This window comes from Spiroplasma endosymbiont of Zeiraphera isertana (assembly GCF_964030805.1).
In the GTDB taxonomy this organism is placed as follows: Bacteria; Bacillota_I; Bacilli_A; order Mycoplasmatales; family VBWQ01; genus Spiroplasma_E.
Genome location: NZ_OZ034965.1, coordinates 1,093,966 through 1,115,622 on the forward strand (window position 1 = coordinate 1,093,966; position 21,657 = coordinate 1,115,622).

Below are 21,657 nucleotides of genomic sequence, written 5' to 3' on the forward strand. Positions count from 1 at the left end.
AAATAAATTTCTTGGTTTTATAATATGACTTTTAATCTTCTTGTGCCATAAATTTCTTTATTTTCTTTAAAAGCACTAATAACAGCTTCATCATACATATTATTTTGATTTTTTTCTTTTTTCTTGAAATTAAAATAATATGTTGATTTAGAGAGCTTTAAAAAACGACACATTGTACGAATTTTATATTTACATTTATTATTGATAATAATCTCTATTTTCTGCCTATTATTAGTGCTGCTTGCTTTAAAATATCATTTTCCATTCGTAACTATTTTAATTCTTTTCTTAATTTAATTAATTCATTTTCTTCAACAGAACGATTATCTTTAGATTTAAAACTACCTGAATTAGTAAATTGCTTAATTCAATTATAAGTAGCTGCTCTTGTAACATTGTATTCTTTAGCAAGACAAGACACTGACTTACCACTTTGATATAAAGCTACTATTTGTTTCTTAAATTTGTCGGTATATGAGTTAATATTGGCCATAATTATAGTTCCTTTCTTTTAACTAATTTGTTCACTTGTCTACGTAACTAGTGTCCAATAAAGTGTAACCTATCCAATAGTTTCACTTACCATTTACTTGAACATAAGTTAAATCACTAACAATAACTTCATTTTTAATCCCATTCTTAAAGTTTCTATTAACAAGATTAGTTATTTGACTATCATTGACTTTATTATGATGATTTTTGTGTCTTAATTTAGTGTATTTTGATATTAAATTATGTTTATTCATAATTTCTTTAATTTTTCGTCTTGATAAATAAATTTCTTGGTTTTATAATATGACTTTTAATCTTCTTGTGCCATAAATTTCTTTATTTTCTTTAAAAGCACTAATAACAGCTTCATCATACATATTATTTTGATTTTTTTCTTTTTTCTTGAAATTAAAATAATATGTTGATTTAGAGAGCTTTAAAAAACGACACATTGTACGAATGTTATATTTACATTTATTATTGATAATAATCTCTATTTTCTGCCTATTATTAGTGCTGCTTGCTTTAAAATATCATTTTCCATTCGTAACTATTTTAATTCTTTTCTTAATTTAATTAATTCATTTTCTTCAACAGAACGATTATCTTTAGATTTAAAACTACCTGAATTAGTAAATTGCTTAATTCAATTATAAGTAGCTGCTCTTGTAACATTGTACTCTTTAGCAAGACAAGACACTGACTTACCACTTTGATATAAAGCTACTATTTGTTTCTTAAATGCGTCGGTATATGAGTTAATATTGGCCATAATTATAGTTCCTTTCTTTTAACTAATTTGTTCGCTTGTCTACGTAATTAGTGTCCAATAAAGTGTAACCTATCCAAGACTCTTTCATGGATTTATAAGTTTTTCTTTCTTATTCATTATCAAAAATAATTTCTTCCTCGCTAATATTTTTAATAGATAAAATTGTTAACTGATCATACCTTATTTTTCCTTTTTTTGAAGATTCAATAACTTGATTTGATAATCTTTGATTTAAAGATAATAAAGTTATTAATTATTAAATATATTCAGGTTTAAACTTTCTAGTGTTTAAATTTTTATTTTTAATAGAATTAATTAAATATATACATAAATTCTGTCATTAGACTTGGTGCAAAACTAAGGTAATTCAAAATTATATATTCCTGCTATTAAATTAAATCTTAATGCAAATCTTCATATTTTATTGCGATATTTTAAAATTAAAATTTTAAAACGTTTTAGTTTAGCCAATACGTGTTCAATTTTAATTCTAATTTTACTTAAAGTTTTATTGTATTCTTTTTGAATTGGTGTTAATTGATTGTATTTACTTTTTTTAAATGGCAAAAATGTATTTTTATGAATATTTTGTATACCTTGATAACCTGAATCAACAAAAACTTGTTTTTCTGGATGAATAAAAGTTTTAGATTTTAGAAGCAATTTAAAATCATGAATGCTTCCAAAACAAAAAGCAGTTGAAATAATTTTTCCATTGGAAATATCAATAATTATTTGGGATTTGAGAGAATGATGTTTCTTTTTACCTGAAAAAAGTAATTTTAGTTTTTTTTAAGGCTTTCAATTGGAGTTTCAGTAGCATCAATAGCTAACAAATTATTATTAGTACCTTTATTTTTTGTTAAATCTTTTTTTCCAGGTAAATTAAAAATTCCGCTTTTTATTAAAATATTTTCAATTCAAAAAATATTACGAATGCAACTAGTATGACTAATATTATATCTTTTTGCAATAACTCTATAACTACTATAGTCTTTTCAATATTCTAAAGTCATTAATAAACGCTCTTCAATTACAATTTTATTTTTTCTACCACCATAATATTTTTGTTTAGACTCAGCAATTTTTAAAATTTCAAGCATTTTATAAAATGTTTGTGGCTTTATGCCGACTAAACTATAAAATTCTTGATCATCTTTATATTTTTTCAACATAATAACTATCACCTTTAATATTAATAATAATCGTTAAATTGTTAAAATTAAAGGTTTTGCACCAAGTCTAATGAAAAAAGTCCTAAAGAAATAAAATGTCGAACAGTAGAATTATTAAAAAATAAAGAAGATGCTTTATGTTATTTATTAGCATTAAATTTATATCCAAAATTATATCCACAAGATATTTTTTATTCATGAATTTTAGAAAATAATCAAACTGGATATTTAATTATAGTTGGTAATAATAGAGATACTATTGGACATATGAAATTTAAATTTATAAAAGGAGAATAGAAAATGCCAAATACAGAAAATTCACAATCAAATTATACTTTATTAAAATTAATAAGAATGGGAATAAGTCCATTATCAGCAATGATAGGCACTTCTGCCTACTATGGTCAGTTAATAGGAAATCGAGTATTAGGTTCAATAAATGCTTTGTTATTTAGTAAAAAATTAGGAATTGATATTTGAAATTTAAATCAAAGACCATCTTATAAAACTAAATTATTAAATAGTTCTAAAAAAATTATGGCTTTTCTCCCTTTATGTACTATTTTTAAATTTTATCACATAAATGCTGAGAAAAGCCTATCTACGGACTTCTCCCCACATTTTTAAATCAAACATAACATTACAGTTTCAAAACTAGGTATATTGTTGAATTTATATGCCGATTCTTTTGCGTATAAATGAACATGATGTTTTTCAACTTTGATATGTGTTTTAAATGTTCGTCTGATGTGCTTTCATGCCGATTCAATCTGGTTTATGTTTACACTAGTTTTTGAAACATAACCATCTTGATGGTTAACTGTTTCATGCTTAGTGAAAACTGATTTAAAATGGCGATATCCTTTTCAAGAATCAGTATGTACATCACACTTTGAAGAAATGTGGTTTCTTGCAAATTGCAAAAGATTTTTTTGATTTGCATTTTTCAACACTTTCACAATTAAATTATTGGTTGTTTTTTCATAAATCCCAACAATCAAAGTTTTATTTTTTAAGGATCTTCCTTGTTTTTTAAAACCCATATGTGAAAGATACATTTCATCCATTTGCACTATGCCCTCAACAATGAATTGAGGTTCTTGTTTTGCAATTGCACTTCGGATTTTATGACCCATTCTTCAAGCAGTTTTCAAAGTTACTCCCAATTCTTTTGCAACATCAGTTGATGGAATTCCATGTTTGGTGTTTATTCATCTAAAGATGAGATAAAACCAAGATGTCAAAGGTGTTTGTGACTTGTAAAAAATGGTGTCATGAAGAATACTAAATGTTTGATGACATTTCAAACATCTTATTCTTCTTAAATCAGAAGTATTCAAATTTGTTCAAGAACACCTCATACATTTGTTTTCCTTCAAACTTGCTATATATTTCAAACAATCTTTTTCTGTTTGAAATATATTGTTGAACTCATTCAATTTCATTGTTTCCTCCACAAGTACATGTGGGGAGAAGTCCGAAAATTATTTTAGGTTTAGGAACAATTGGATTGGTGAATTATGCTAAATTTACTAATGCAGATATTAATCATAATCCAACTGAAAGTCCAATAACTACTACTATTGACCCATTCCCACCAGATTTATTATTAAGTACTACTAATAATAATGATAATCATTTAATGGATTGAGATACATTTATTAGTCTTAACTCATATGGTATTGCAAATTTAGTTGCTGGAATTACTGAATTAATACCAAGTAAATTTGAAACTATACGTAAAATAGCAAATATGGCTACTGGTGGTTGTTTGATTAGTAGTGGTGTTGCTATGGGTATTAATAATAATTTTAATAATGCTTATGCAGTTCCAACTATTGTTGCGGGTGCAAGTGAAATAATCCATAATTTACTACCTATGGAAACTACAAATCATATTGAAGAAATGCAAGAAACAGCATTTACAAATGAACAAGCAAGATTAGTAAATGATAATGCAAGTAATTATGGTAGTGATGATATGAGTGAAGTACCATTAAATTATGATAATGCTTCATTAAATTGAGATTATAGTTATAATAATTTATAAAATAAAAAAATTACTTATTTTATATATAAGTAATTTTTATTGAATTTTATATATTAATATTTTATAATAAAAATGTATAGATTTTTTAATCTTAAGTTTATTTTAGAAATTATTTTAAATAAAAATGCCTTTAATTGGCATTTTTTATTATTAATAGGTAATGTTTAGTAATTTGAGGATATTGTTTATTTCATTTATTTTCAAACGATTCTAAAGCTTGCATTGCTTGTTCTTCACTACATGCACTATAAATTGGTTTTAAATCTGTAACTAGAGATTTTCGATGTTTGTATGAAACATATTTTAAACTATTTCTAATTTGATGAACTATGCATAATTGATGTTCGGTTTTAGGATAAACTGATTGTATTGCTTCTGACATGCCTGTTAAATTATCACTACAAGCAATAAGAATATCATTTAAGCCTCGATTTTTCATTTCTGTAAAATTAGATAATCAAAATTTAGAACCTTCATTTTCACTAATTCATAAACCTAAAACATCTTTTTTACCTTCTTTAATTGTAAAATTAAAAAGGACACTTATATAAAAATTAAATTGTGTTAGGTCTATAATTAAGAAAAGAAAGGAATTAGCGCAATGTATAAGTATCTGAGTATTGAATCAATAATAGCAATAAAAGAATATAAAAATTATGGATTTTCGATTCGTAAAATAGCAAAAATTGTTGATTATAGTAAATCAACTGTACATAGAGTTTGTAGATTATTAAATAAAAACTTATTGCCATTAGAAATATTGAATCAATTTCAAAAAAATAAACAAAATGCAGGCAGAAAATTAATAATTTTAACTTTAACAGAAATTAATAGTATTAATCATTTGTTAATTACTAAAAAGTATGATCTTGATATAATTGCTAACTTTTTAAAGGAAAATAAAATAAAAAGTATTTCAACCAAAAACTTTATATAACATGTTTAAAACAAATCGAATGGGTTTTGATGAAAATAACTTATTGAGAAAAGGCAAAAATAAATCTCACAAACAAAAAGAAACTAGGGGCAAAATTAATAATTGTAAGTCTATTCATGAAAGAAATTTAATCATTCCTAATATTAAAAATATACAAGAATTTGGTCATTTAGAAGGTGATACTATCATTGGCAAAGATCATAAAAGTTCTATTATTACTTTGGCTGATATATGATCAAAAACCACAATTCCTTTAGTAACTAAAAATCATAAATCAGAAAATATTACGAAAAGTATAATAAAATTTATGGCTTTTCTCCCTTTATGTACTATTTTTAAATTTTATCACATAAATGCTGAGAAAAGCCTATCTACGGACTTCTCCCCACATTTTTAAATCAAACATAACATTACAGTTTCAAAACTAGGTATATTGTTGAATTTATATGCCGATTCTTTTGCGTATAAATGAACATGATGTTTTTCAACTTTGATATGTGTTTTAAATGTTCGTCTGATGTGCTTTCATGCCGATTCAATCTGGTTTATGTTTACACCAGTTTTTGAAACATAGCCATCTTGATGGTTAACTGTTTCATGCTTAGTGAAAACTGATTTAAAATGGCGATATCCTTTTCAAGAATCAGTATGTACATCACACTTTGAAGAAATGTGGTTTCTTGCAAATTGCAAAAGATTTTTTTGATTTGCATTTTTCAACACTTTCACAATTAAATTATTGGTTGTTTTTTCATAAATCCCAACAATCAAAGTTTTATTTTTTAAGGATCTTCCTTGTTTTTTAAAACCCATATGTGAAAGATACATTTCATCCATTTGCACTATGCCCTCAACAATGAATTGAGGTTCTTGTTTTGCAATTGCACTTCGGATTTTATGACCCATTCTTCAAGCAGTTTTCAAAGTTACTCCCAATTCTTTTGCAACATCAGTTGATGGAATTCCATGTTTGGTGTTTATTCATCTAAAGATGAGATAAAACCAAGATGTCAAAGGTGTTTGTGACTTGTAAAAAATGGTGTCATGAAGAATACTAAATGTTTGATGACATTTCAAACATCTTATTCTTCTTAAATCAGAAGTATTCAAATTTGTTCAAGAACACCTCATACATTTGTTTTCCTTCAAACTTGCTATATATTTCAAACAATCTTTTTCTGTTTGAAATATATTGTTGAACTCATTCAATTTCATTGTTTCCTCCACAAGTACATGTGGGGAGAAGTCCGAAATTTATTTCAAAGTTACAAAAAGGAACAGTTAAAACCATTACTTTTGATCGTGGTAAAGAATTTAGTAAATGAAGATTAATCGAAAAAATTTGTAATGTCAAAATTTATTTTGCAGATCCTGGTAAACCTTGCCAAAGGGGTTTAAATGAAAATAATAATGGTATTTTAAGAAGATATTTACCAAAATCTACAGATCTATCTTCATATAAACAAAAAGATTTAAATTTTATAGCATTTCAAATTAATTCTACACCCAGAAAATCGCTCTCTTATAAAAGACCAATAGATTTAATACAATTATTTTAAAAAACTGTCCCATTTATATTTACAACTCAGGCTTCTAAATCAACTCCTAGTGCTATATAAACGGATTATTAACAAATCAGTTTATATAGCACTAGGAGTTGATTTAGAAGGTAAAAAAGATGTTTTAGGTTTATGAATTAGTGAAAATGAAGGTTCTAAATTTTGATTATCTAATTTTACAGAAATGAAAAATCGAGGCTTAAATGATATTCTTATTGCTTGTAGTGATAATTTAACAGGCATGTCAGAAGCAATACAATCAGTTTATCCTAAAACCGAACATCAATTATGCATAGTTCATCAAATTAGAAATAGTTTAAAATATGTTTCATACAAACATCGAAAATCTCTAGTTACAGATTTAAAACCAATTTATAGTGCATGTAGTGAAGAACAAGCAATGCAAGCTTTAGAATCGTTTGAAAATAAATGAAATAAACAATATCCTCAAATTACTAAATCTTGATATAAAAATTGAGATAATTTAATGGTTTTTATTAGTTATCCACCAGAAATTAAAAGAGTAATTTATACTACAAATGCTATTGAATCTGTTAATAGTCAATTACGAAAAGTTATTAGAAATAAAAAAGTTTTTCCTAACGATATGGCAGTTTTCAAAATATTTTACTTAGCAATTGAAAATATAACAAAAAAATGAACAATGCCTATTCAAAATTGAAATACAGCAATTGCTCATTTTATGATAAAATTTGAAGACAGAATTAATCTAAACTAGTACCTTGTAAAACAAAGATACACAGATTACATAAAAGCCTCTCTTTGTCTTTTTGGCACTATTACAGGAGTAAAATTACTATTACGATCTCGTGGTACATCAATTTCAATTTTACCTTCTTGAGTTATTAATTTTTTTGAAGTTATGCCATTACGAGCATTTTCACTATTACTATGTTGATTTTTTTCATATCCTAAATAATTTTGCATTTCAGAATTCAACATTTTTTCCACTAATCTTTTTGTTAATTCTTTATATAAACCCCCTTCTTTAAAAACTGTTGTTAAATCTTCAGTATTTTCTAGTAATAAATCTACTGCTTGTGATATTGGATCATTATTATTAATGTTTTGTTTTTTAACCATTTGTAACTCACTCTTTCTAGTCATTTAATTATATTTACTAGAATTAATTAAACATAGTTATTTTTGTAAGTTACACAGATTACTAAACATTACCAATCAAATCGCTGTTTAAAAGACATTCAAATATTTCATAGCGATCGAGGTAATGAATTTAATAATAAAATTATTGATAAACTTTTACTGGCATTCAATATTACTCACTCTTTAAGCAAAAAAGGTTGTCCTTATGACAATGCTGTTGCTGAAGCAACTTTTAAAACTTTCAAAACTGAATTTATTAATGATAAAAATTTTACATCATTAATCCAATTAAAATTAGAATTATTTGATTATATCAATTGATATAACAACATACGAATTCATAGCATTTTAAACTACCTAACTCCAGTTAATTATCAAAAACAAATGTCTACCAAAAAATAGTCCTAAAAAAGGTTGCCATTCCAGAGGAGTTAATGACTTTACTTTTACATAACTTGGATAGATGGTTGATTTGAATCTGGATGATCTATCGGTTCGCTTTCATTTATTAAGTTTGCATTAAATGGTTGAAAATTAAATTGTTTTATTAATTTTTTAAAACTATAATTTTGTGCTTGTTGATTAGCAAATCTTTCTATTCCTTTTATACTATTGGTTGCTATTTCTTTTGCAATTGAAATTTTGGTTCAAAATCAATCAAAATAAGAAAAAGAAAAAGAAGTAAGAGTATTTTCAAGAATTACTGTCAATAGTGTTAGTGGAAGTGCTTTTTTAATATTTTCTAAATTTATTTCTTTTTCTTCGCCATAAAGACCAGTTAATATATTTTTAAAAATTGATACAAAAAGAAGCATACTAACAGTACTACCATATTTAATAATTTTTGAAAAGTTTTGATTTTTTAAATTTTGTCATAATTTTTCAATGCAAGGTTGAGCAATTTTATCAAAAATTAATTCTTCAATTAAAATACTAGTAAAAAAGATACTTATTCTTTCTATAAAAGAGATGAAGTTGAAATTTTCTTCACTAACATGTAAATATAAAAATTGATCTCAAATACTAATACCACCAATTACTAAAGAAAAAGATAAGTATTTTCATTTATTTTTTAAAGAAATAAGTTTGTAATTTAAATAAGATAAATTCATTACTATAACACCACTAATACCACTCATTAATACATCTCAAAAATTATGATAAAGATTTTCAGGTAATTTTTCTTTATGAAAATAATTTTTAGCTTCAAATAATAATACTGATCCGAAAGCAAAATTTAAAAAAATTGTATTAGGTAAAAACATATATTTTGAACTTAAAAATTTTTTTAAAAAATTAGGTTTTTCTTTATTTATTGGTAAAAAAGTAGTTAAATCAAAGTCATTTAAATTATTATTGTATTCTCTTTCTTCTTCATTATTGTATATTTTATATTTTGTTTCAATTTTTTTATTTTCATTTAAATTTGATAATTCTAAAATAACTGCACCATCATTTAATATAATTTCTTTCATTAAATATAATTGATTATTAATATTTGCTATTTTTTCATTTAAAACATCACCTGTTATAAATTTCGTATTATATTCTCAATTACCATTAATATCTAATCTTTTTTGTGTTTTTCCACCATAACGATCATCAGTATCCCTTCAATCATTGGTAAAATTAACAATAGTATTTACTGAACCACCATCAATTACTAAATTGTTTAAATTATTATTTTCTCTTCCGTTTGTTATTTGATCATCATCTAAAGTTATAATACTTTCAGTACTAGATGAATCATTATGATTTATTGACATATTTGAATTATTAATTCCATTATAATTAATGTGTTCATTTATTTTTAATAAAGGTAATTTTTCTGTATTAATCATCTTTTCATCCCCTTCAAAATAAAAAAAACCATTTACTTTGAAATGAAAGTAAATGGATTAAAAAACTTATATTAATTTTTATATTTATTATAAAGAAATAAAACGTATTTCACAATATATTTTTATCTAGTATTTTAAATAAAGTTTATTTAATTTATTTTTTTATTAAAAATATAATTGAATATAAACTAAAAAGCAAAAAATATGGAAGAAGCTAAAAAAACAAAACTATTAAAGATGATATCATAAAGAAATATAATCAAAATAAATATAAAATAATGATAAAAAATCAGAAAAAAAGTTTTAGACAAAGTAGTTTAAATATTAAAAATAATTTAATTATTAGATTCTTTAATAACCTGAGTTGTAAACACAAACCAGATTGAATCAGCATGAAAGCACATCCGACGAACTTTCCGAACACACATAAGAGTTTCAAAGCACAATATTCATTTATATGCAAAACGAATCAGCATATAAATTCAATAACATACCTAGTTTTGAAACTGTAATTTTGTGTTTGATTTAAATACATGCAGGGATAATTTCCTAGGTAGGCTTTTATCTCCATTTATGTGATAAAATTTAAAAATACTACATAAAGGGATAAAAGCCAAAATTAATAAAGGAGAAAAATAACATGACAAAAATTGAATTTAATGAAAAATATAATTTTAAACATGATATCTATATTGATAGAGATTTTGATTTACATATTGATAATTGTTTTAAATTTTCTGATATTGAAATATTGGAAAATGCTGTTAATGATTATAAAAAATTAATAAGTGAAATGCCACAATTAGTTAAAGATTGATTATTGGGATAAGATTAGGAGAATGTTAAATGTTAGAAAATGAAAATAATGTTCAACAAACAACTGAACCTTTAACTGAAAACAATGCTTCTTCACAAGAAATAGAAAATAAAGTTAATGAAGCAGAAAATAAATTAAATAAACTTAATCAAGAAATTAAAGAAAAAGAAATTATTAATATATTTAAAAAATATCAAGTTAAAACTGAATTTTATGATTATTTAAAATTTAAAACTAATAATTTAGAAAATTCAAAAATTGAAGAAACTATTAAAAAAATGATTAAAGAACAACCAGTATTTAAACAAACAATTAATACAGGTGGCAATAAACAAATAATTATTAATAATAAAACAAATGATAAAGAAAATTTTTTAATTAATCTTTAATTGTAAAATTAAAAAGGACACTTATATAAAAATTAAATTGTGTTAGGTCTATAATTAAGAAAAGAAAGGAATTAGCGCAATGTATAAGTATCTGAGTATTGAATCAATAATAGCAATAAAAGAATATAAAAATTATGGATTTTCGATTCGTAAAATAGCAAAAATTGTTGATTATAATAAATCAACTGTACATAGAGTTTGTAGATTATTAAATAAAAACTTATTGCCATTAGAAATATTGAATCAATTTCAAAAAAATAAACAAAATGCAGGCAGAAAATTAATAATTTTAAATTTAACAGAAATTAATAGTATTAATCATTTGTTAATTACTAAAAAGTATGCTCTTGATATAATTGCTAACTTTTTAAAGGAAAATAAAATAAAAAGTATTTCAACAAAAACTTTATATAACATGTTTAAAACAAATCGAATGGGTTTTGATGAAAATAACTTATTGAGAAAAGGCAAAAATAAATCTCACAAACAAAAAGAAAATAGGGGCAAAATTAATAATTGTAAGTCTATTCATGAAAGAAATTTAATCATTCCTAATATTAAAAATATACAAGAATTTGGTCATTTAGAAGGTGATACTATCATTGGCAAAGATCATAAAAGTTCTATTATTACTTTGGCTGATATATGATCAAAAACCACAATTCCTTTAGTAACTAAAAATCATAAATCAGAAAATATTACGAAAAGTATAATAGACTTGGTGCAAAACTAAGGTAATTAAAAATTATATATTCCTGCTATTAAATTAAATCTTAATGCAAATCTTCGTATTTTATTGCGATATTTTAAACTTAAAATTTTAAAACGTTTTAGTTTAGCAAATACGTGTTCAATTTTAATTCTAATTTTACTTAAAGTTTTATTGTATTCTTTTTGAATTGGTGTTAATTGATTGTATTTACTTTTTTTAAATGGCAAAAATGTATTTTTATGAATATTTTGTATACCTTGATAACCTGAATCAACAAAAACTTGTTTTTCTGGATGAATAAAAGTTTTAGATTTTAGAAGCAATTTAAAATCATGAATACTTCCAAAACAAAAAGCAGTTGAAATAATTTTTCCATTGGAAATATCAATAATTATTTGGGATTTGAGAGAATGATGTTTCTTTTTACCTGAAAAAAGTAATTTTAGTTTTTTTTAATTCTTTCAATTGGAGTTTCAGTAGCATCAATAGCTAACAAATTATTATTAGTACCTTTATTTTTTGTTAAATCTTTTTTTCCAGGTAAATTAAAAATTCCGCTTTTTATTAAAATATTTTCAATTCAAAAAATATTACGAATGCAACTAGTATGACTAATATTATATCTTTTTGCAATAACTCTATAACTACTATAGTCTTTTCAATATTCTAAAGTCATTAATAAACGCTCTTCAATTACAATTTTATTTTTTCTACCACCATAATATTTTTGTTTAGACTCAGCAATTTTTAAAATTTCAAGCATTTTATAAAATGTTTGTGGCTTTATGCCGACTAAACTATAAAATTCTTGATCATCTTTATATTTTTTCAACATAATAACTATCACCTTTAATATTAATAATAATCGTTAAATTGTTAAAATTAAAGGTTTTGCACCAAGTCTAATAAAATTTATTTCAAAGTTACAAAAAGGAACAGTTAAAACCATTACTTTTGATCGTGGTAAAGAATTTAGTAAATGAAGATTAATCGAAAAAATTTGTAATGTCAAAATTTATTTTGCAGATCCTGGTAAACCTTGCCAAAGGGGTTTAAATGAAAATAATAATGGTATTTTAAGAAGATATTTACCAAAATCTACAGATCTATCTTCATATAAACAAAAAGATTTAAATTTTATAGCATTTCAAATTAATTCTACACCCAGAAAATCGCTCTCTTATAAAAGACCAATAGATTTAATACAATTATTTTAAAAAACTGTCCCATTTATATTTACAACTCAGGAATTATAAAAAGAAAAATTATTTATAAACGAAAGGAAGAAATAAAATGTCAGTACCATTTAATCAAAATTTAGAAAATACAGAGAGATTAGTAGAAGCACCAGAATTTATAGAGTTTTTTAAAATATCAAATAGTCCATGGGCAAATTTTTTCCCTACTGAAATTGTTGATTCAGTAAATATTGAGTTTATTGTTAAAAAACCAAAAAAACCAGAAGTGAAAATTATTGCTTGAGATGATAAAAGTAAAAGATATGAATTGCCATATGTTGATACAGATAAAATTAGTAAAAAAATAACTAAAAAATATCTTGCAGGAGAAATTATTGCAGATGTAGATTTAAATGCAAATAATGGACAAAATTTATTAGATAGTATGCAATATGAAGTTGCAAATGATTTAGCAGATAAATTAGCAATTGATGATACACAAGCAATTGAAAATCTGCTACTAAAATAGATATTGAAGATACAACACCAATATGATATTTAAAATCAATGTTATCTGCTTGAAATACTTTATTTCAATTTAGAAACATTGCAAATAGTAAATTTTTTATTACTAATGGTCTTTATGATAGTTTAGTTTATTTAGCAGATAATAAAGGTTTAATTACCGATAATCAGTTAGCTCAACAATTACGTTTAAATGGAAATAATTTATATGTAAAGGGTGTATTATGTGAAATCTTTCTTGATGATTATATGATTTTTACTAATGATAAAAATGAACAACAATTAATGACTTTTGTTTTAGCAACACCAAGAGCAATGAAAAGATATGTGTTAGAAAGAACGGTTATTTATGTAGATTTTATTAAAGATGATAAAGCAGGAAGAGCATATAAAGTTGCTGGTGAAGTTGTTGGAGAATCAATACCTTATATTTCCAATAATGAAACAACATCAAGATGAATGTTATGCGGAATTATTAAAACAGAAAAAACTTTTAATTTTCAAAAAAACTCTTGATGAAATAAAAAAAATCATCAACCGGGCCTAAAATTTGATTTTATTTAATTTTGGGATTTATTTTTTTTACAAACTGAAATATAATGCTTCGGATTTTGCATAAGGTGATATTTTATAATGTTGGTATTTAAATTTTCATAAATTGAGGTAATTTTGAATATTGGTAAATCCAATGCCATGATAATGAGTAATAAATTCTTTTAAACTTGATTGTATTTTACTGATATTACTTAAATTTTTATAATTTAATTCTTTATTTTCTTTTGATTTAAATTTCTTGAGAGTACATTTTGTTTGTTTAGCTACTGTATCATATAGTATTTGCATATCACAAACTATAATTGATTTTTCTTCGATAAGCTTAGATGTTAAATTTTCTTGTACTCATTTTTTTGTTAATCTTTTAGTATTTGTTGTTTGAGCATAAATATTTTTATTTTCATCAATTGCCATTTCAATACAACAGTTTAAATCTTTAGCATTTTCTTCAATTCATTTTTTTCTTGGATCATCTGGATTTTCGAAATTTCCTTTATGAATTTCTTTGATAAAAGTTTCATCAATTTCAATTCTACCTTTTAATTTTGTGAATGGTTTTTGTGTTTTTGCTAATTGTGATGATTTCATAAATTTTTGACGATTAAATCATGCTGATGTTTTTGAAATTTTAGCAAATTGAGAAATAGTATAAGCAGATTGACCTAACAATGACAATCAAATTATTCAATCTCATTGTTCATGAGATAAATGACTTCAATAGACTTGGTGCAAAACTAAGGTAATTCAAAATTATATATTCCTGCTATTAAATTAAATCTTAATGCAAATCTTCGTATTTTATTGCGATATTTTAAACTTAAAATTTTAAAACGTTTTAGTTTAGCAAATACGTGTTCAATTTTAATTCTAATTTTACTTAAAGTTTTATTAGACTTGGTGCAAAACCTTTAATTTTAACAATTTAACGATTATTATTAATATTAAAGGTGATAGTTATTATGTTGAAAAAATATAAAGATGATCAAGAATTTTATAGTTTAGTCGGCATAAAGACACAAACATTTTATAAAATGCTTGAAATTTTAAAAATTGCTGAGTCTAAACAAAATATTATGGTGGTAGAAAAAATAAAATTGTAATTGAAGAGCGTTTATTAATGACTTTAGAATATTGAAAAGACTATAGTGGTTATAGAGTTATTGCAAAAAGATATAATATTAGTCATACTAGTTGCATTCGTAATATTTTTTGAATTGAAAATATTTTAACAAAAAGCGGAATTTTTTTTTAATTTTCACAAAAAATCTTGATATTACTTTTAATTTTAAATTAAAAGTAATATTTTTATATCAGGGGTGATTTTTTGTGACTAATAATGAATTAATTGATGTTTTAAAAAACAAAAAAGATGAAGAATTTATAAAAATTATTAGACATTTTAAAAATAGAATTAAACAAATTGAGAAAAAAGAAAAATTAGATGCAATTGATAAAAAATTTAAAGAAAAAGGAATTCAATGTCCAAATTGTAAATCTTATTGATGTGTAAAAAATGGTTTTAAGAATAATAAGCAAAAATATTTATGCAAAGATTGTAAAAGTAGCTTTGATGCTTTAAGAAATCATTTTTTACATTGAAGTCATTTATCTCATGAACAATGAGATTGAATAATTTGATTGTCATTGTTAGGTCAATCTGCTTATACTATTTCTCAATTTGCTAAAATTTCAAAAACATCAGCATGATTTAATCGTCAAAAATTTATGAAATCATCACAATTAGCAAAAACACAAAAACCATTCACAAAATTAAAAGGTAGAATTGAAATTGATGAAACTTTTATCAAAGAAATTCATAAAGGAAATTTCAAAAATCCAGATGATCCAAGAAAAAAATGAATTGAAGAAAATGCTAAAGATTTAAACTGTTGTATTGAAATGGCAATTGATGAAAATAAAAATATTTATGCTCAAACAACAAATACTAAAAGATTAACAAAAAAATGAGTACAAGAAAATTTAAAATCTAAGCTTATTGAAGAAAAATCAATTATAGTTTGTGATATGCAAATACTATATGATACAGTAGCTAAACAAACAAAATGTACTCTCAAGAAATTTAAATCAAAAGAAAATAAAGAATTAAATTATAAAAATTTAAGTAATATCAGTAAAATACAATCAAGTTTAAAAGAATTTATTACTCATTATCATGGCATTGGATTTACCAATATTCAAAATTACCTCAATTTATGAAAATTTAAATACCAACATTATAAAATATCACCTTATGCAAAATCTGAAGCATTATATTTCAGTTTGTAAAAAAATAAATCCCAAAATTAAATAAAATCAAATTTTAGGCCAGGTTGATGATTTTTTTTATTTCATCAAGAGTTTTTTTGAAAATTAAAAGAATTTTTAATTTACCTGGAAAAAAAGATTTAACAAAAAATAAAGGTACTAATAATAATTTGTTAGCTATTGATGCTACTGAAAATCCAATTGAAAGAATTAAAAAAAACTAAAATTAATTTTTTCAGGTAAAAAGAAACATCATTCTCTCAAATCCCAAATAATTATTGATATTTCCAATGGAAAAATTATTTCAACTGCTTTTTGTTTTGGAAGCATTCATGATTTTAAATTGCTTCTAAAATCTAAAACTTTTATTCATCCAGAAAAACAAGTTTTTGTTGATTCAGGTTATCAAGGTATACAAAATATTCATAAAAATACATTTTTGCCATTTAAAAAAAGTAAATACAATCAATTAACACCAATTCAAAAAGAATACAATAAAACTTTAAGTAAAATTAGAATTAAAATTGAACACGTATTTGCTAAACTAAAACGTTTTAAAATTTTAAGTTTAAAATATCGCAATAAAATACGAAGATTTGCATTAAGATTTAATTTAATAGCAGGAATATATAATTTTGAATTACCTTAGTTTTGCACCAAGTCTAATGTAAAAAATGATTTCTTAAAGCATCAAAGCTACTTTTACAATCTTTGCATAAATATTTTTGCTTATTATTCTTAAAACCATTTTTTACACATCAATAAGATTTACAATTTGGACATTGAATTCCTTTTTCTTTAAATTTTTTATCAATTGCATCTAATTTTTCTTTTTTCTCAATTTGTTTAATTCTATTTTTAAAATGTCTAATAATTTTTATAAATTCTTCATCTTTTTTGTTTTTTAAAACATCAATTAATTCATTATTAGTCACAAAAAATCACCCCTGATATAAAAATATTACTTTTAATTTTAAATTAAAAGTAATATCAAGATTTTTTGTGAAAATTAAAAGATTGACCTAACAATGACAATCAAATTATTCAATCTCATTGTTCATGAGATAAATGACTTCAATGTAAAAAATGATTTCTTAAAGCATCAAAGCTACTTTTACAATCTTTGCATAAATATTTTGGCTTATTATTCTTAAAATCATTTTTTACACATCAATAAGATTTACAATTTGGACATTGAATTCCTTTTTCTTTAAATTTTTTATCAATTGCATCTAATTTTTCTTTTTTCTCAATTTGTTTAATTCTATTTTTAAAATGTCTAATAATTTTTATAAATTCTGCATCTTTTTTGTTTTTGAAAACATCAATTAATTCATTATTAGTCACAAAAAATCATCCCTGATATAAAAATATTACTTTTAATTTTCAATTAAAAGTAATATCAAGATTTTTTGTGAAAATTAAAATAAATTACTCTTTTAATTTCTGGTGGATAACTAATAAAAACCATTAAATTATCTCAATTTTTATATCAAGATTTAGTAATTTGAGGATATTGTTTATTTCATTTATTTTCAAACGATTCTAAAGCTTGCATTGCTTGTTCTTCACTACATGCACTATAAATTGGTTTTAAATCTGTAACTAGAGATTTTCGATGTTTGTATGAAACATATTTTAAACTATTTCTAATTTGATGAACTATTCATAATTGATGTTCGGTTTTAGGATAAACTGATTGTATTGCTTCTGACATGCCTGTTAAATTATCACTACAAGCAATAAGAATATCATTTAAGCCTCGATTTTTCATTTCTGTAAAATTAGATAATCAAAATTTAGAACCTTCATTTTCACTAATTCATAAACCTAAAACATCTTTTTTACCTTCTAAATCAACTCCTAGTGCTATATAAACTGATTTGTTAATAATCCGTTTATCTTGTCGTACTTTAACTACTATACAATCAAAATAAACAATCGGATAAATGCTTTCTAATGGCCGATTTTGCCATGCTTTGACATCATCAATAACATCATCAGTAATTTGACTAATAACACTTTCACTAATATCTGCACCATGATATAACTCTTGCAACTGCAGTCTAATGTCAGATACTGTCATACCTTTTGCATATAGTGAAAGAACTTGTTGATCAAAACCATCAAATCTTCTTTGTCTTTTTGGCACTATTACAGGAGTAAAATTACTATTACGATCTCGTGGTACATCAATTTCAATTTTACCTTCTTGAGTTATTAATTTTTTTGAAGTTATGCCATTACGAGCATTTTCACTATTACTATGTTGATTTTTTTCATATCCTAAATAATTTTGCATTTCAGAATTCAACATTTTTTCCACTAATCTTTTTGTTAATTCTTTATATAAACCCCCTTCTTTAAAAACTGTTGTTAAATCTTCAGTATTTTCTAGTAATAAATCTACTGCTTGTGATATTGGATCATTATTATTAATGTTTTGTTTTTTAACCATTTGTAACTCACTCTTTCTAGTCATTTAATTATATTTACTAGAATTAATTAAACATAGTTATTTTTGTAAGTTACACAGATTACTAAACATTACCAAATTTGAGGCTTTTATGTAATCTGTGTATCTTTGTTTTACAAGGTACTAGTTTAGATTAATTCTGTCTTCAAATTTTATCATAAAATGAGCAATTGCTGTATTTCAATTTTGAATGGGCATTGTTCATTTTTTTGTTATATTTTCGATTGCTAAGTAAAATATTTTAAAAACCGCCATATCGTTAGGAAAAACTTTTTTATTTCTTATAACTTTTCGTAATTGACTATTAACAGATTCAATAGCATTTGTGGTATAAATCACTCTTTTGATTTCTGCAGGATAACTAATAAAAACCATTAAATTATCTCAATTTTTATATCAGGATTTAGTAATTTGAGGATATTGTTTATTTCATTTATTTTCAAACAATTCTAAAGCTTGCGTTGCTTGTTCTTCACTACATGCACTATAAATTGGTTTTAAATCTGCAACTAGTGCTTTTCGATGTTTGTATGAAACATATTTTAAACTATTTCTAATTTGATGAACTATGCATAATTGATGTTCGGTTTTAGGATAAACTGATTGTATTGCTTCTGACATGCCTGTTAAATTATCGCTACAAGCAATAAGAATATCATTTAAGCCTCGATTTTTCATTTCTGTAAAATTAGATAATCAAAATTTAGAACCTTCATTTTCACTAATTCATAAACCTAAAACATCTTTTTTACCTTCTAAATCAACTCCTAGTGCTATATAAACTGATTTGTTAATAATCCGTTTATCTTGTCGTACTTTAACTACTATACAATCAAAATAAACAATCGGATAAATACTTTCTAATGGCCGATTTTGCCATGCTTTGACATCATCAATAACATCATCAGTAATTTGACTAATAACACTTTCACTAATATCTGCACCATGATATAACTCTTGCAACTGCATTCTAATGTCAGATACTGTCATACCTTTTGCATATAGTGAAAGAACTTTTTGATCAAAACCATCAAATCTTCTTTGTCTTTTTGGCACTATTACAGGAGTAAAATTACTATTACGATCTCGTGGTACATCAATTTCAATTTTACCTTCTTGAGTTATTAATTTTTTTGAAGTTATGCCATTACGAGCATTTTCACTATTACTATGTTGATTTTTTTCATATCCTAAATAATTTTGCATTTCAGAATTCAACATTTTTTCCACTAATCTTTTTGTTAATTCTTTATATAAACCTCCTTCTTTAAAAACTGTTGTTAAATCTTCAGTATTTTCTAGTAATAAATCTACTGCTTGTGATATTGGATCATTATTATTAATGTTTTGTTTTTTAACCATTTGTAACTCACTCTTTCTGGTCATTTAATTATATTTACTAGAATTAATTAAACATAGTTATTTTTGTAAGTTACACAGATTACTAAACATTACCGCTATTGAATCTGTTAATAGTCAATTACGAAAAGTTATTAGAAATAAAAAAGTTTTTCCTAACGATACGGCGGTTTTCAAAATATTTTACTTAGCAATTGAAAATATAACAAAAAAATGAACAATGCCTATTCAAAATTGAAATACAGCAATTGCTCATTTTATGATAAAATTTGAAGACAGAATTAATCTAAACTAGTACCTTGTAAAACAAAGATACACAGATTACATAAAAGCCTCAGTTTCAAAGCACAATATTCATTTATATGCAAAAGAATCAGCATATAAATTCAATAACATACCTAGTTTTGAAACTGTAATTTTGTGTTTGATTTAAATACATGCGGGGATAATTTCCTGGGTAGGCTTTTATCTCCATTTATGTGATAAAATTTAAAAATAGTACATAAAGCGATAAAAGCCTTAAATTATTTTTATTATTTTCTAATTCACTTAACTTATCTTTAATTTCTTGACTATTATTATTAATATTATTTATTTTTGCTTCTAATTCTTTAATTTGTTTATTCTTTTCTTCAATATTTTTGTTTAATTTTTCAATTTATTTCATAGATTTATCATTATTATAGTTTAGAAGTTGATCCATTTTTTTATTAATTGTTTCACAACATTGACTATTATCATTTTTTTCATTAGATTGACAATTATCAATTTTTTCATTTATTTCTTTTAATTGTTCTTGTAAAATTTGACAATTAATTAAATGAATCTTATTTTTTTCTTCTTCTTTTATTAAAATTTCCAATTGTTTTTTAACACTATTGATTTTTTTTCAATAGCTTCTTTTTCTTCTATATTAGCTTCTAAGTCCTCTAATGACTCTGGATCATTTTTAATATTTTGAATTTCTTTTTCCTTTTCTTTTAATTTCTTTTCAAGTCTTTCTAATTTCTCTTTTAATAATTCAATTTTAGGATTAGGCTTTATTTCATTATTATCTTTTTTATTTAATTGTTTTTTTAATTTTTCAATTTCTTTATTAGCTTCTTCTAACTTATTTTTTAGTTCTTGTAATTTTTCATTATCACTACAGTTTTTAATTTCTTCTTTTAATTTAGATACTTCTTTATTAGCTTCTTCTAATTTAATTTCTAATTCTTTTATTTTTTCATTATCATTAGCATTATCAATTTCTTCTTTTAATTTTTCAATTTCTTTATTAGCTTCTTCTAACTTATTTTTTAGTTCTTGTAATTTTTCATTATCACTACAGTTTTTAATTTTTCTTTACTTATATTTTCTTTTTCTTTATTAACTTCTTCTAACTTAAATTCTACTTCTTCTTTAGCCTTACTAGTTTCATCTAATTTAGA

Annotated in this window: 27 protein-coding genes and 11 pseudogenes; 18 read left to right on the forward strand and 20 right to left on the reverse strand. The window is 23.6% G+C overall.

Going from position 1 to position 21,657, the window contains the following annotated elements:
• Positions 1-17: 17 nt before the first annotated feature.
• From AAHM78_RS07640 to AAHM78_RS07665, 6 genes are all read right to left on the reverse strand, one after another.
• Positions 18-173, reverse strand: coding sequence for a hypothetical protein (locus AAHM78_RS07640; RefSeq protein WP_342254866.1), 156 nt, complete (start codon positions 171-173; stop codon positions 18-20).
• Between the two features lie 98 nt (positions 174-271).
• Entirely contained in the window at positions 272-493 is a 222-nt protein-coding gene (locus AAHM78_RS07645; protein WP_342254867.1) for a transposase, read from the reverse strand.
• A 295-nt stretch (positions 494-788) separates the two neighbouring features.
• A complete protein-coding gene (locus AAHM78_RS07650) occupies positions 789-944 on the reverse strand; it encodes a hypothetical protein (protein ID WP_342254866.1) in 156 nt (51 codons plus the stop codon).
• 98 nt (positions 945-1,042) lie between these two features.
• Entirely contained in the window at positions 1,043-1,264 is a 222-nt protein-coding gene (locus AAHM78_RS07655; protein WP_342254868.1) for a transposase, read from the reverse strand.
• A gap of 357 nt (positions 1,265-1,621) precedes the next feature.
• Positions 1,622-1,996: a transposase family protein gene (locus AAHM78_RS07660; protein WP_342255094.1), complete on the reverse strand. Its 375-nt coding sequence runs from the start codon at positions 1,994-1,996 to the stop codon at positions 1,622-1,624.
• A 50-nt stretch (positions 1,997-2,046) separates the two neighbouring features.
• Entirely contained in the window at positions 2,047-2,439 is a 393-nt protein-coding gene (locus AAHM78_RS07665) for a transposase family protein (RefSeq protein ID WP_342254869.1), read from the reverse strand.
• Positions 2,440-2,739: 300 nt separating this feature from the next.
• Between AAHM78_RS07665 and AAHM78_RS07670 the strand changes: the two genes are divergently transcribed.
• Positions 2,740-3,066, forward strand: coding sequence for a hypothetical protein (locus AAHM78_RS07670; RefSeq protein WP_342254870.1), 327 nt, complete (start codon positions 2,740-2,742; stop codon positions 3,064-3,066).
• On the opposite strand, the gene AAHM78_RS07675 is transcribed toward AAHM78_RS07670, so the two are convergent.
• Positions 3,063-3,884 carry an IS1595 family transposase gene (locus tag AAHM78_RS07675; RefSeq protein ID WP_342254871.1) on the reverse strand — a complete coding sequence of 274 codons (822 nt, stop codon included), beginning with the start codon at positions 3,882-3,884 and terminating at the stop codon, positions 3,063-3,065. The genes AAHM78_RS07670 and AAHM78_RS07675 overlap by 4 nt on opposite strands.
• Between AAHM78_RS07675 and AAHM78_RS07680 the strand changes: the two genes are divergently transcribed.
• Positions 3,884-4,489 (forward strand): hypothetical protein, encoded by a 606-nt coding sequence (locus AAHM78_RS07680; protein WP_342254872.1) that lies wholly within the window; start codon positions 3,884-3,886, stop codon positions 4,487-4,489. The two genes, AAHM78_RS07675 and AAHM78_RS07680, sit on opposite strands and share 1 nt — an antisense overlap.
• A 157-nt stretch (positions 4,490-4,646) precedes the next feature.
• On the opposite strand, the pseudogene AAHM78_RS07685 reads toward AAHM78_RS07680, so the two are convergent.
• Positions 4,647-5,006, reverse strand: a pseudogene (locus AAHM78_RS07685) (IS256 family transposase); the annotation flags it as partial.
• An 84-nt stretch (positions 5,007-5,090) separates the two neighbouring features.
• Between AAHM78_RS07685 and AAHM78_RS16910 the strand changes: the two are divergent.
• Positions 5,091-5,760: pseudogene (locus AAHM78_RS16910) on the forward strand (IS30 family transposase); the annotation flags it as partial.
• Positions 5,761-5,819: 59 nt separating this feature from the next.
• Here AAHM78_RS16910 and AAHM78_RS07700 read toward each other — a convergent pair.
• Positions 5,820-6,641 carry an IS1595 family transposase gene (locus AAHM78_RS07700; RefSeq protein ID WP_342252843.1) on the reverse strand — a complete coding sequence of 274 codons (822 nt, stop codon included), beginning with the start codon at positions 6,639-6,641 and terminating at the stop codon, positions 5,820-5,822.
• A gap of 35 nt (positions 6,642-6,676) precedes the next feature.
• On the opposite strand from AAHM78_RS07700, the pseudogene AAHM78_RS07705 reads away from it, so the two are divergent.
• Both AAHM78_RS07705 and AAHM78_RS07710 read left to right on the forward strand, forming a co-directional pair.
• A pseudogene (locus AAHM78_RS07705) lies at positions 6,677-6,985 on the forward strand (IS30 family transposase); the annotation flags it as partial.
• Between the two features lie 58 nt (positions 6,986-7,043).
• A pseudogene (locus tag AAHM78_RS07710) lies at positions 7,044-7,724 on the forward strand (IS256 family transposase); the annotation flags it as partial.
• A gap of 41 nt (positions 7,725-7,765) precedes the next feature.
• Here AAHM78_RS07710 and AAHM78_RS07715 read toward each other — a convergent pair.
• A pseudogene (locus tag AAHM78_RS07715) lies at positions 7,766-8,089 on the reverse strand (transposase); the annotation flags it as partial.
• Between the two features lie 108 nt (positions 8,090-8,197).
• Between AAHM78_RS07715 and AAHM78_RS07720 the strand changes: the two are divergent.
• A pseudogene (locus tag AAHM78_RS07720) lies at positions 8,198-8,512 on the forward strand (IS3 family transposase); the annotation flags it as partial.
• 44 nt (positions 8,513-8,556) lie between these two features.
• On the opposite strand, the gene AAHM78_RS07725 reads toward AAHM78_RS07720, so the two are convergent.
• A complete protein-coding gene (locus tag AAHM78_RS07725) occupies positions 8,557-9,585 on the reverse strand; it encodes a hypothetical protein (RefSeq protein ID WP_342254877.1) in 1,029 nt (342 codons plus the stop codon).
• Positions 9,586-10,591: 1,006 nt separating this feature from the next.
• Between AAHM78_RS07725 and AAHM78_RS07730 the strand changes: the two genes are divergently transcribed.
• The 3 genes and pseudogenes from AAHM78_RS07730 to AAHM78_RS07740 all read left to right on the forward strand — a co-directional run.
• Positions 10,592-10,780 carry a hypothetical protein gene (locus tag AAHM78_RS07730; RefSeq protein ID WP_342254878.1) on the forward strand — a complete coding sequence of 63 codons (189 nt, stop codon included), beginning with the start codon at positions 10,592-10,594 and terminating at the stop codon, positions 10,778-10,780.
• 17 nt (positions 10,781-10,797) lie between these two features.
• Positions 10,798-11,157, forward strand: a complete 360-nt coding sequence (locus AAHM78_RS07735; RefSeq protein ID WP_342254879.1) for a hypothetical protein — start codon at positions 10,798-10,800, stop codon at positions 11,155-11,157.
• A 79-nt stretch (positions 11,158-11,236) separates the two neighbouring features.
• Positions 11,237-11,881: pseudogene (locus tag AAHM78_RS07740) on the forward strand (IS30 family transposase); the annotation flags it as partial.
• A gap of 14 nt (positions 11,882-11,895) precedes the next feature.
• Here the strand turns inward: AAHM78_RS07740 and AAHM78_RS07745 are convergent.
• Positions 11,896-12,309, reverse strand: coding sequence for a transposase family protein (locus tag AAHM78_RS07745; RefSeq protein WP_342255095.1), 414 nt, complete (start codon positions 12,307-12,309; stop codon positions 11,896-11,898).
• 2 nt (positions 12,310-12,311) lie between these two features.
• Positions 12,312-12,704: a transposase family protein gene (locus tag AAHM78_RS07750; protein WP_342252835.1), complete on the reverse strand. Its 393-nt coding sequence runs from the start codon at positions 12,702-12,704 to the stop codon at positions 12,312-12,314.
• 64 nt (positions 12,705-12,768) lie between these two features.
• On the opposite strand from AAHM78_RS07750, the pseudogene AAHM78_RS16915 reads away from it, so the two are divergent.
• The 3 genes and pseudogenes from AAHM78_RS16915 to AAHM78_RS07765 all read left to right on the forward strand — a co-directional run.
• A pseudogene (locus AAHM78_RS16915) lies at positions 12,769-13,086 on the forward strand (IS30 family transposase); the annotation flags it as partial.
• Positions 13,087-13,162: 76 nt separating this feature from the next.
• Positions 13,163-13,576, forward strand: coding sequence for a hypothetical protein (locus AAHM78_RS07760; RefSeq protein WP_342254881.1), 414 nt, complete (start codon positions 13,163-13,165; stop codon positions 13,574-13,576).
• A gap of 38 nt (positions 13,577-13,614) precedes the next feature.
• A complete protein-coding gene (locus AAHM78_RS07765) occupies positions 13,615-14,136 on the forward strand; it encodes a hypothetical protein (RefSeq protein ID WP_342254882.1) in 522 nt (173 codons plus the stop codon).
• An 18-nt stretch (positions 14,137-14,154) separates the two neighbouring features.
• Here AAHM78_RS07765 and AAHM78_RS07770 read toward each other — a convergent pair whose 3' ends face one another.
• Positions 14,155-14,859, reverse strand: a complete 705-nt coding sequence (locus AAHM78_RS07770) for an IS1595 family transposase (protein ID WP_342254883.1) — start codon at positions 14,857-14,859, stop codon at positions 14,155-14,157.
• 2 nt (positions 14,860-14,861) lie between these two features.
• Positions 14,862-15,011 (reverse strand): annotated as a pseudogene (locus AAHM78_RS07775) (transposase); the annotation flags it as partial.
• 75 nt (positions 15,012-15,086) lie between these two features.
• Here AAHM78_RS07775 and AAHM78_RS07780 point away from each other — a divergent pair.
• From AAHM78_RS07780 to AAHM78_RS07800, 5 genes are all read left to right on the forward strand, one after another.
• Positions 15,087-15,227: a hypothetical protein gene (locus tag AAHM78_RS07780; protein WP_342252928.1), complete on the forward strand. Its 141-nt coding sequence runs from the start codon at positions 15,087-15,089 to the stop codon at positions 15,225-15,227.
• Between the two features lie 17 nt (positions 15,228-15,244).
• Entirely contained in the window at positions 15,245-15,379 is a 135-nt protein-coding gene (locus AAHM78_RS07785; RefSeq protein WP_342254884.1) for a transposase family protein, read from the forward strand.
• Positions 15,380-15,453: 74 nt separating this feature from the next.
• Positions 15,454-16,413, forward strand: coding sequence for an IS1595 family transposase (locus AAHM78_RS07790; protein WP_342254885.1), 960 nt, complete (start codon positions 15,454-15,456; stop codon positions 16,411-16,413).
• Positions 16,414-16,490: 77 nt separating this feature from the next.
• A complete protein-coding gene (locus AAHM78_RS07795; protein ID WP_342254886.1) occupies positions 16,491-16,616 on the forward strand; it encodes a hypothetical protein in 126 nt (41 codons plus the stop codon).
• Between the two features lie 59 nt (positions 16,617-16,675).
• Complete coding sequence (locus tag AAHM78_RS07800) at positions 16,676-17,041, forward strand: transposase family protein (RefSeq protein WP_342254958.1); 366 nt, start codon at positions 16,676-16,678, stop codon at positions 17,039-17,041.
• A 13-nt stretch (positions 17,042-17,054) separates the two neighbouring features.
• On the opposite strand, the gene AAHM78_RS07805 is transcribed toward AAHM78_RS07800, so the two are convergent.
• The 4 genes and pseudogenes from AAHM78_RS07805 to AAHM78_RS07820 all read right to left on the reverse strand — a co-directional run bounded on the left by AAHM78_RS07805 (position 17,055) and on the right by AAHM78_RS07820 (position 20,230).
• Positions 17,055-17,327, reverse strand: a complete 273-nt coding sequence (locus AAHM78_RS07805) for an IS1/IS1595 family N-terminal zinc-binding domain-containing protein (RefSeq protein ID WP_342252841.1) — start codon at positions 17,325-17,327, stop codon at positions 17,055-17,057.
• 43 nt (positions 17,328-17,370) lie between these two features.
• Positions 17,371-17,739, reverse strand: a complete 369-nt coding sequence (locus AAHM78_RS07810) for an IS1/IS1595 family N-terminal zinc-binding domain-containing protein (RefSeq protein ID WP_342254887.1) — start codon at positions 17,737-17,739, stop codon at positions 17,371-17,373.
• 79 nt (positions 17,740-17,818) lie between these two features.
• Positions 17,819-18,850 (reverse strand): annotated as a pseudogene (locus tag AAHM78_RS07815) (IS256 family transposase); the annotation flags it as partial.
• A 141-nt stretch (positions 18,851-18,991) separates the two neighbouring features.
• Positions 18,992-20,230 (reverse strand): IS256 family transposase, encoded by a 1,239-nt coding sequence (locus AAHM78_RS07820; protein ID WP_342255042.1) that lies wholly within the window; start codon positions 20,228-20,230, stop codon positions 18,992-18,994.
• Positions 20,231-20,324: 94 nt separating this feature from the next.
• On the opposite strand from AAHM78_RS07820, the pseudogene AAHM78_RS16920 reads away from it, so the two are divergent.
• Positions 20,325-20,522: pseudogene (locus AAHM78_RS16920) on the forward strand (transposase); the annotation flags it as partial.
• Positions 20,523-20,885: 363 nt separating this feature from the next.
• Here the strand turns inward: AAHM78_RS16920 and AAHM78_RS07825 are convergent.
• On the reverse strand, positions 20,886-21,089 hold the full coding sequence (locus AAHM78_RS07825) for a hypothetical protein (protein ID WP_342254889.1): 204 nt from the start codon (positions 21,087-21,089) through the stop codon (positions 20,886-20,888).
• Positions 21,090-21,657 lie beyond the last annotated feature (568 nt).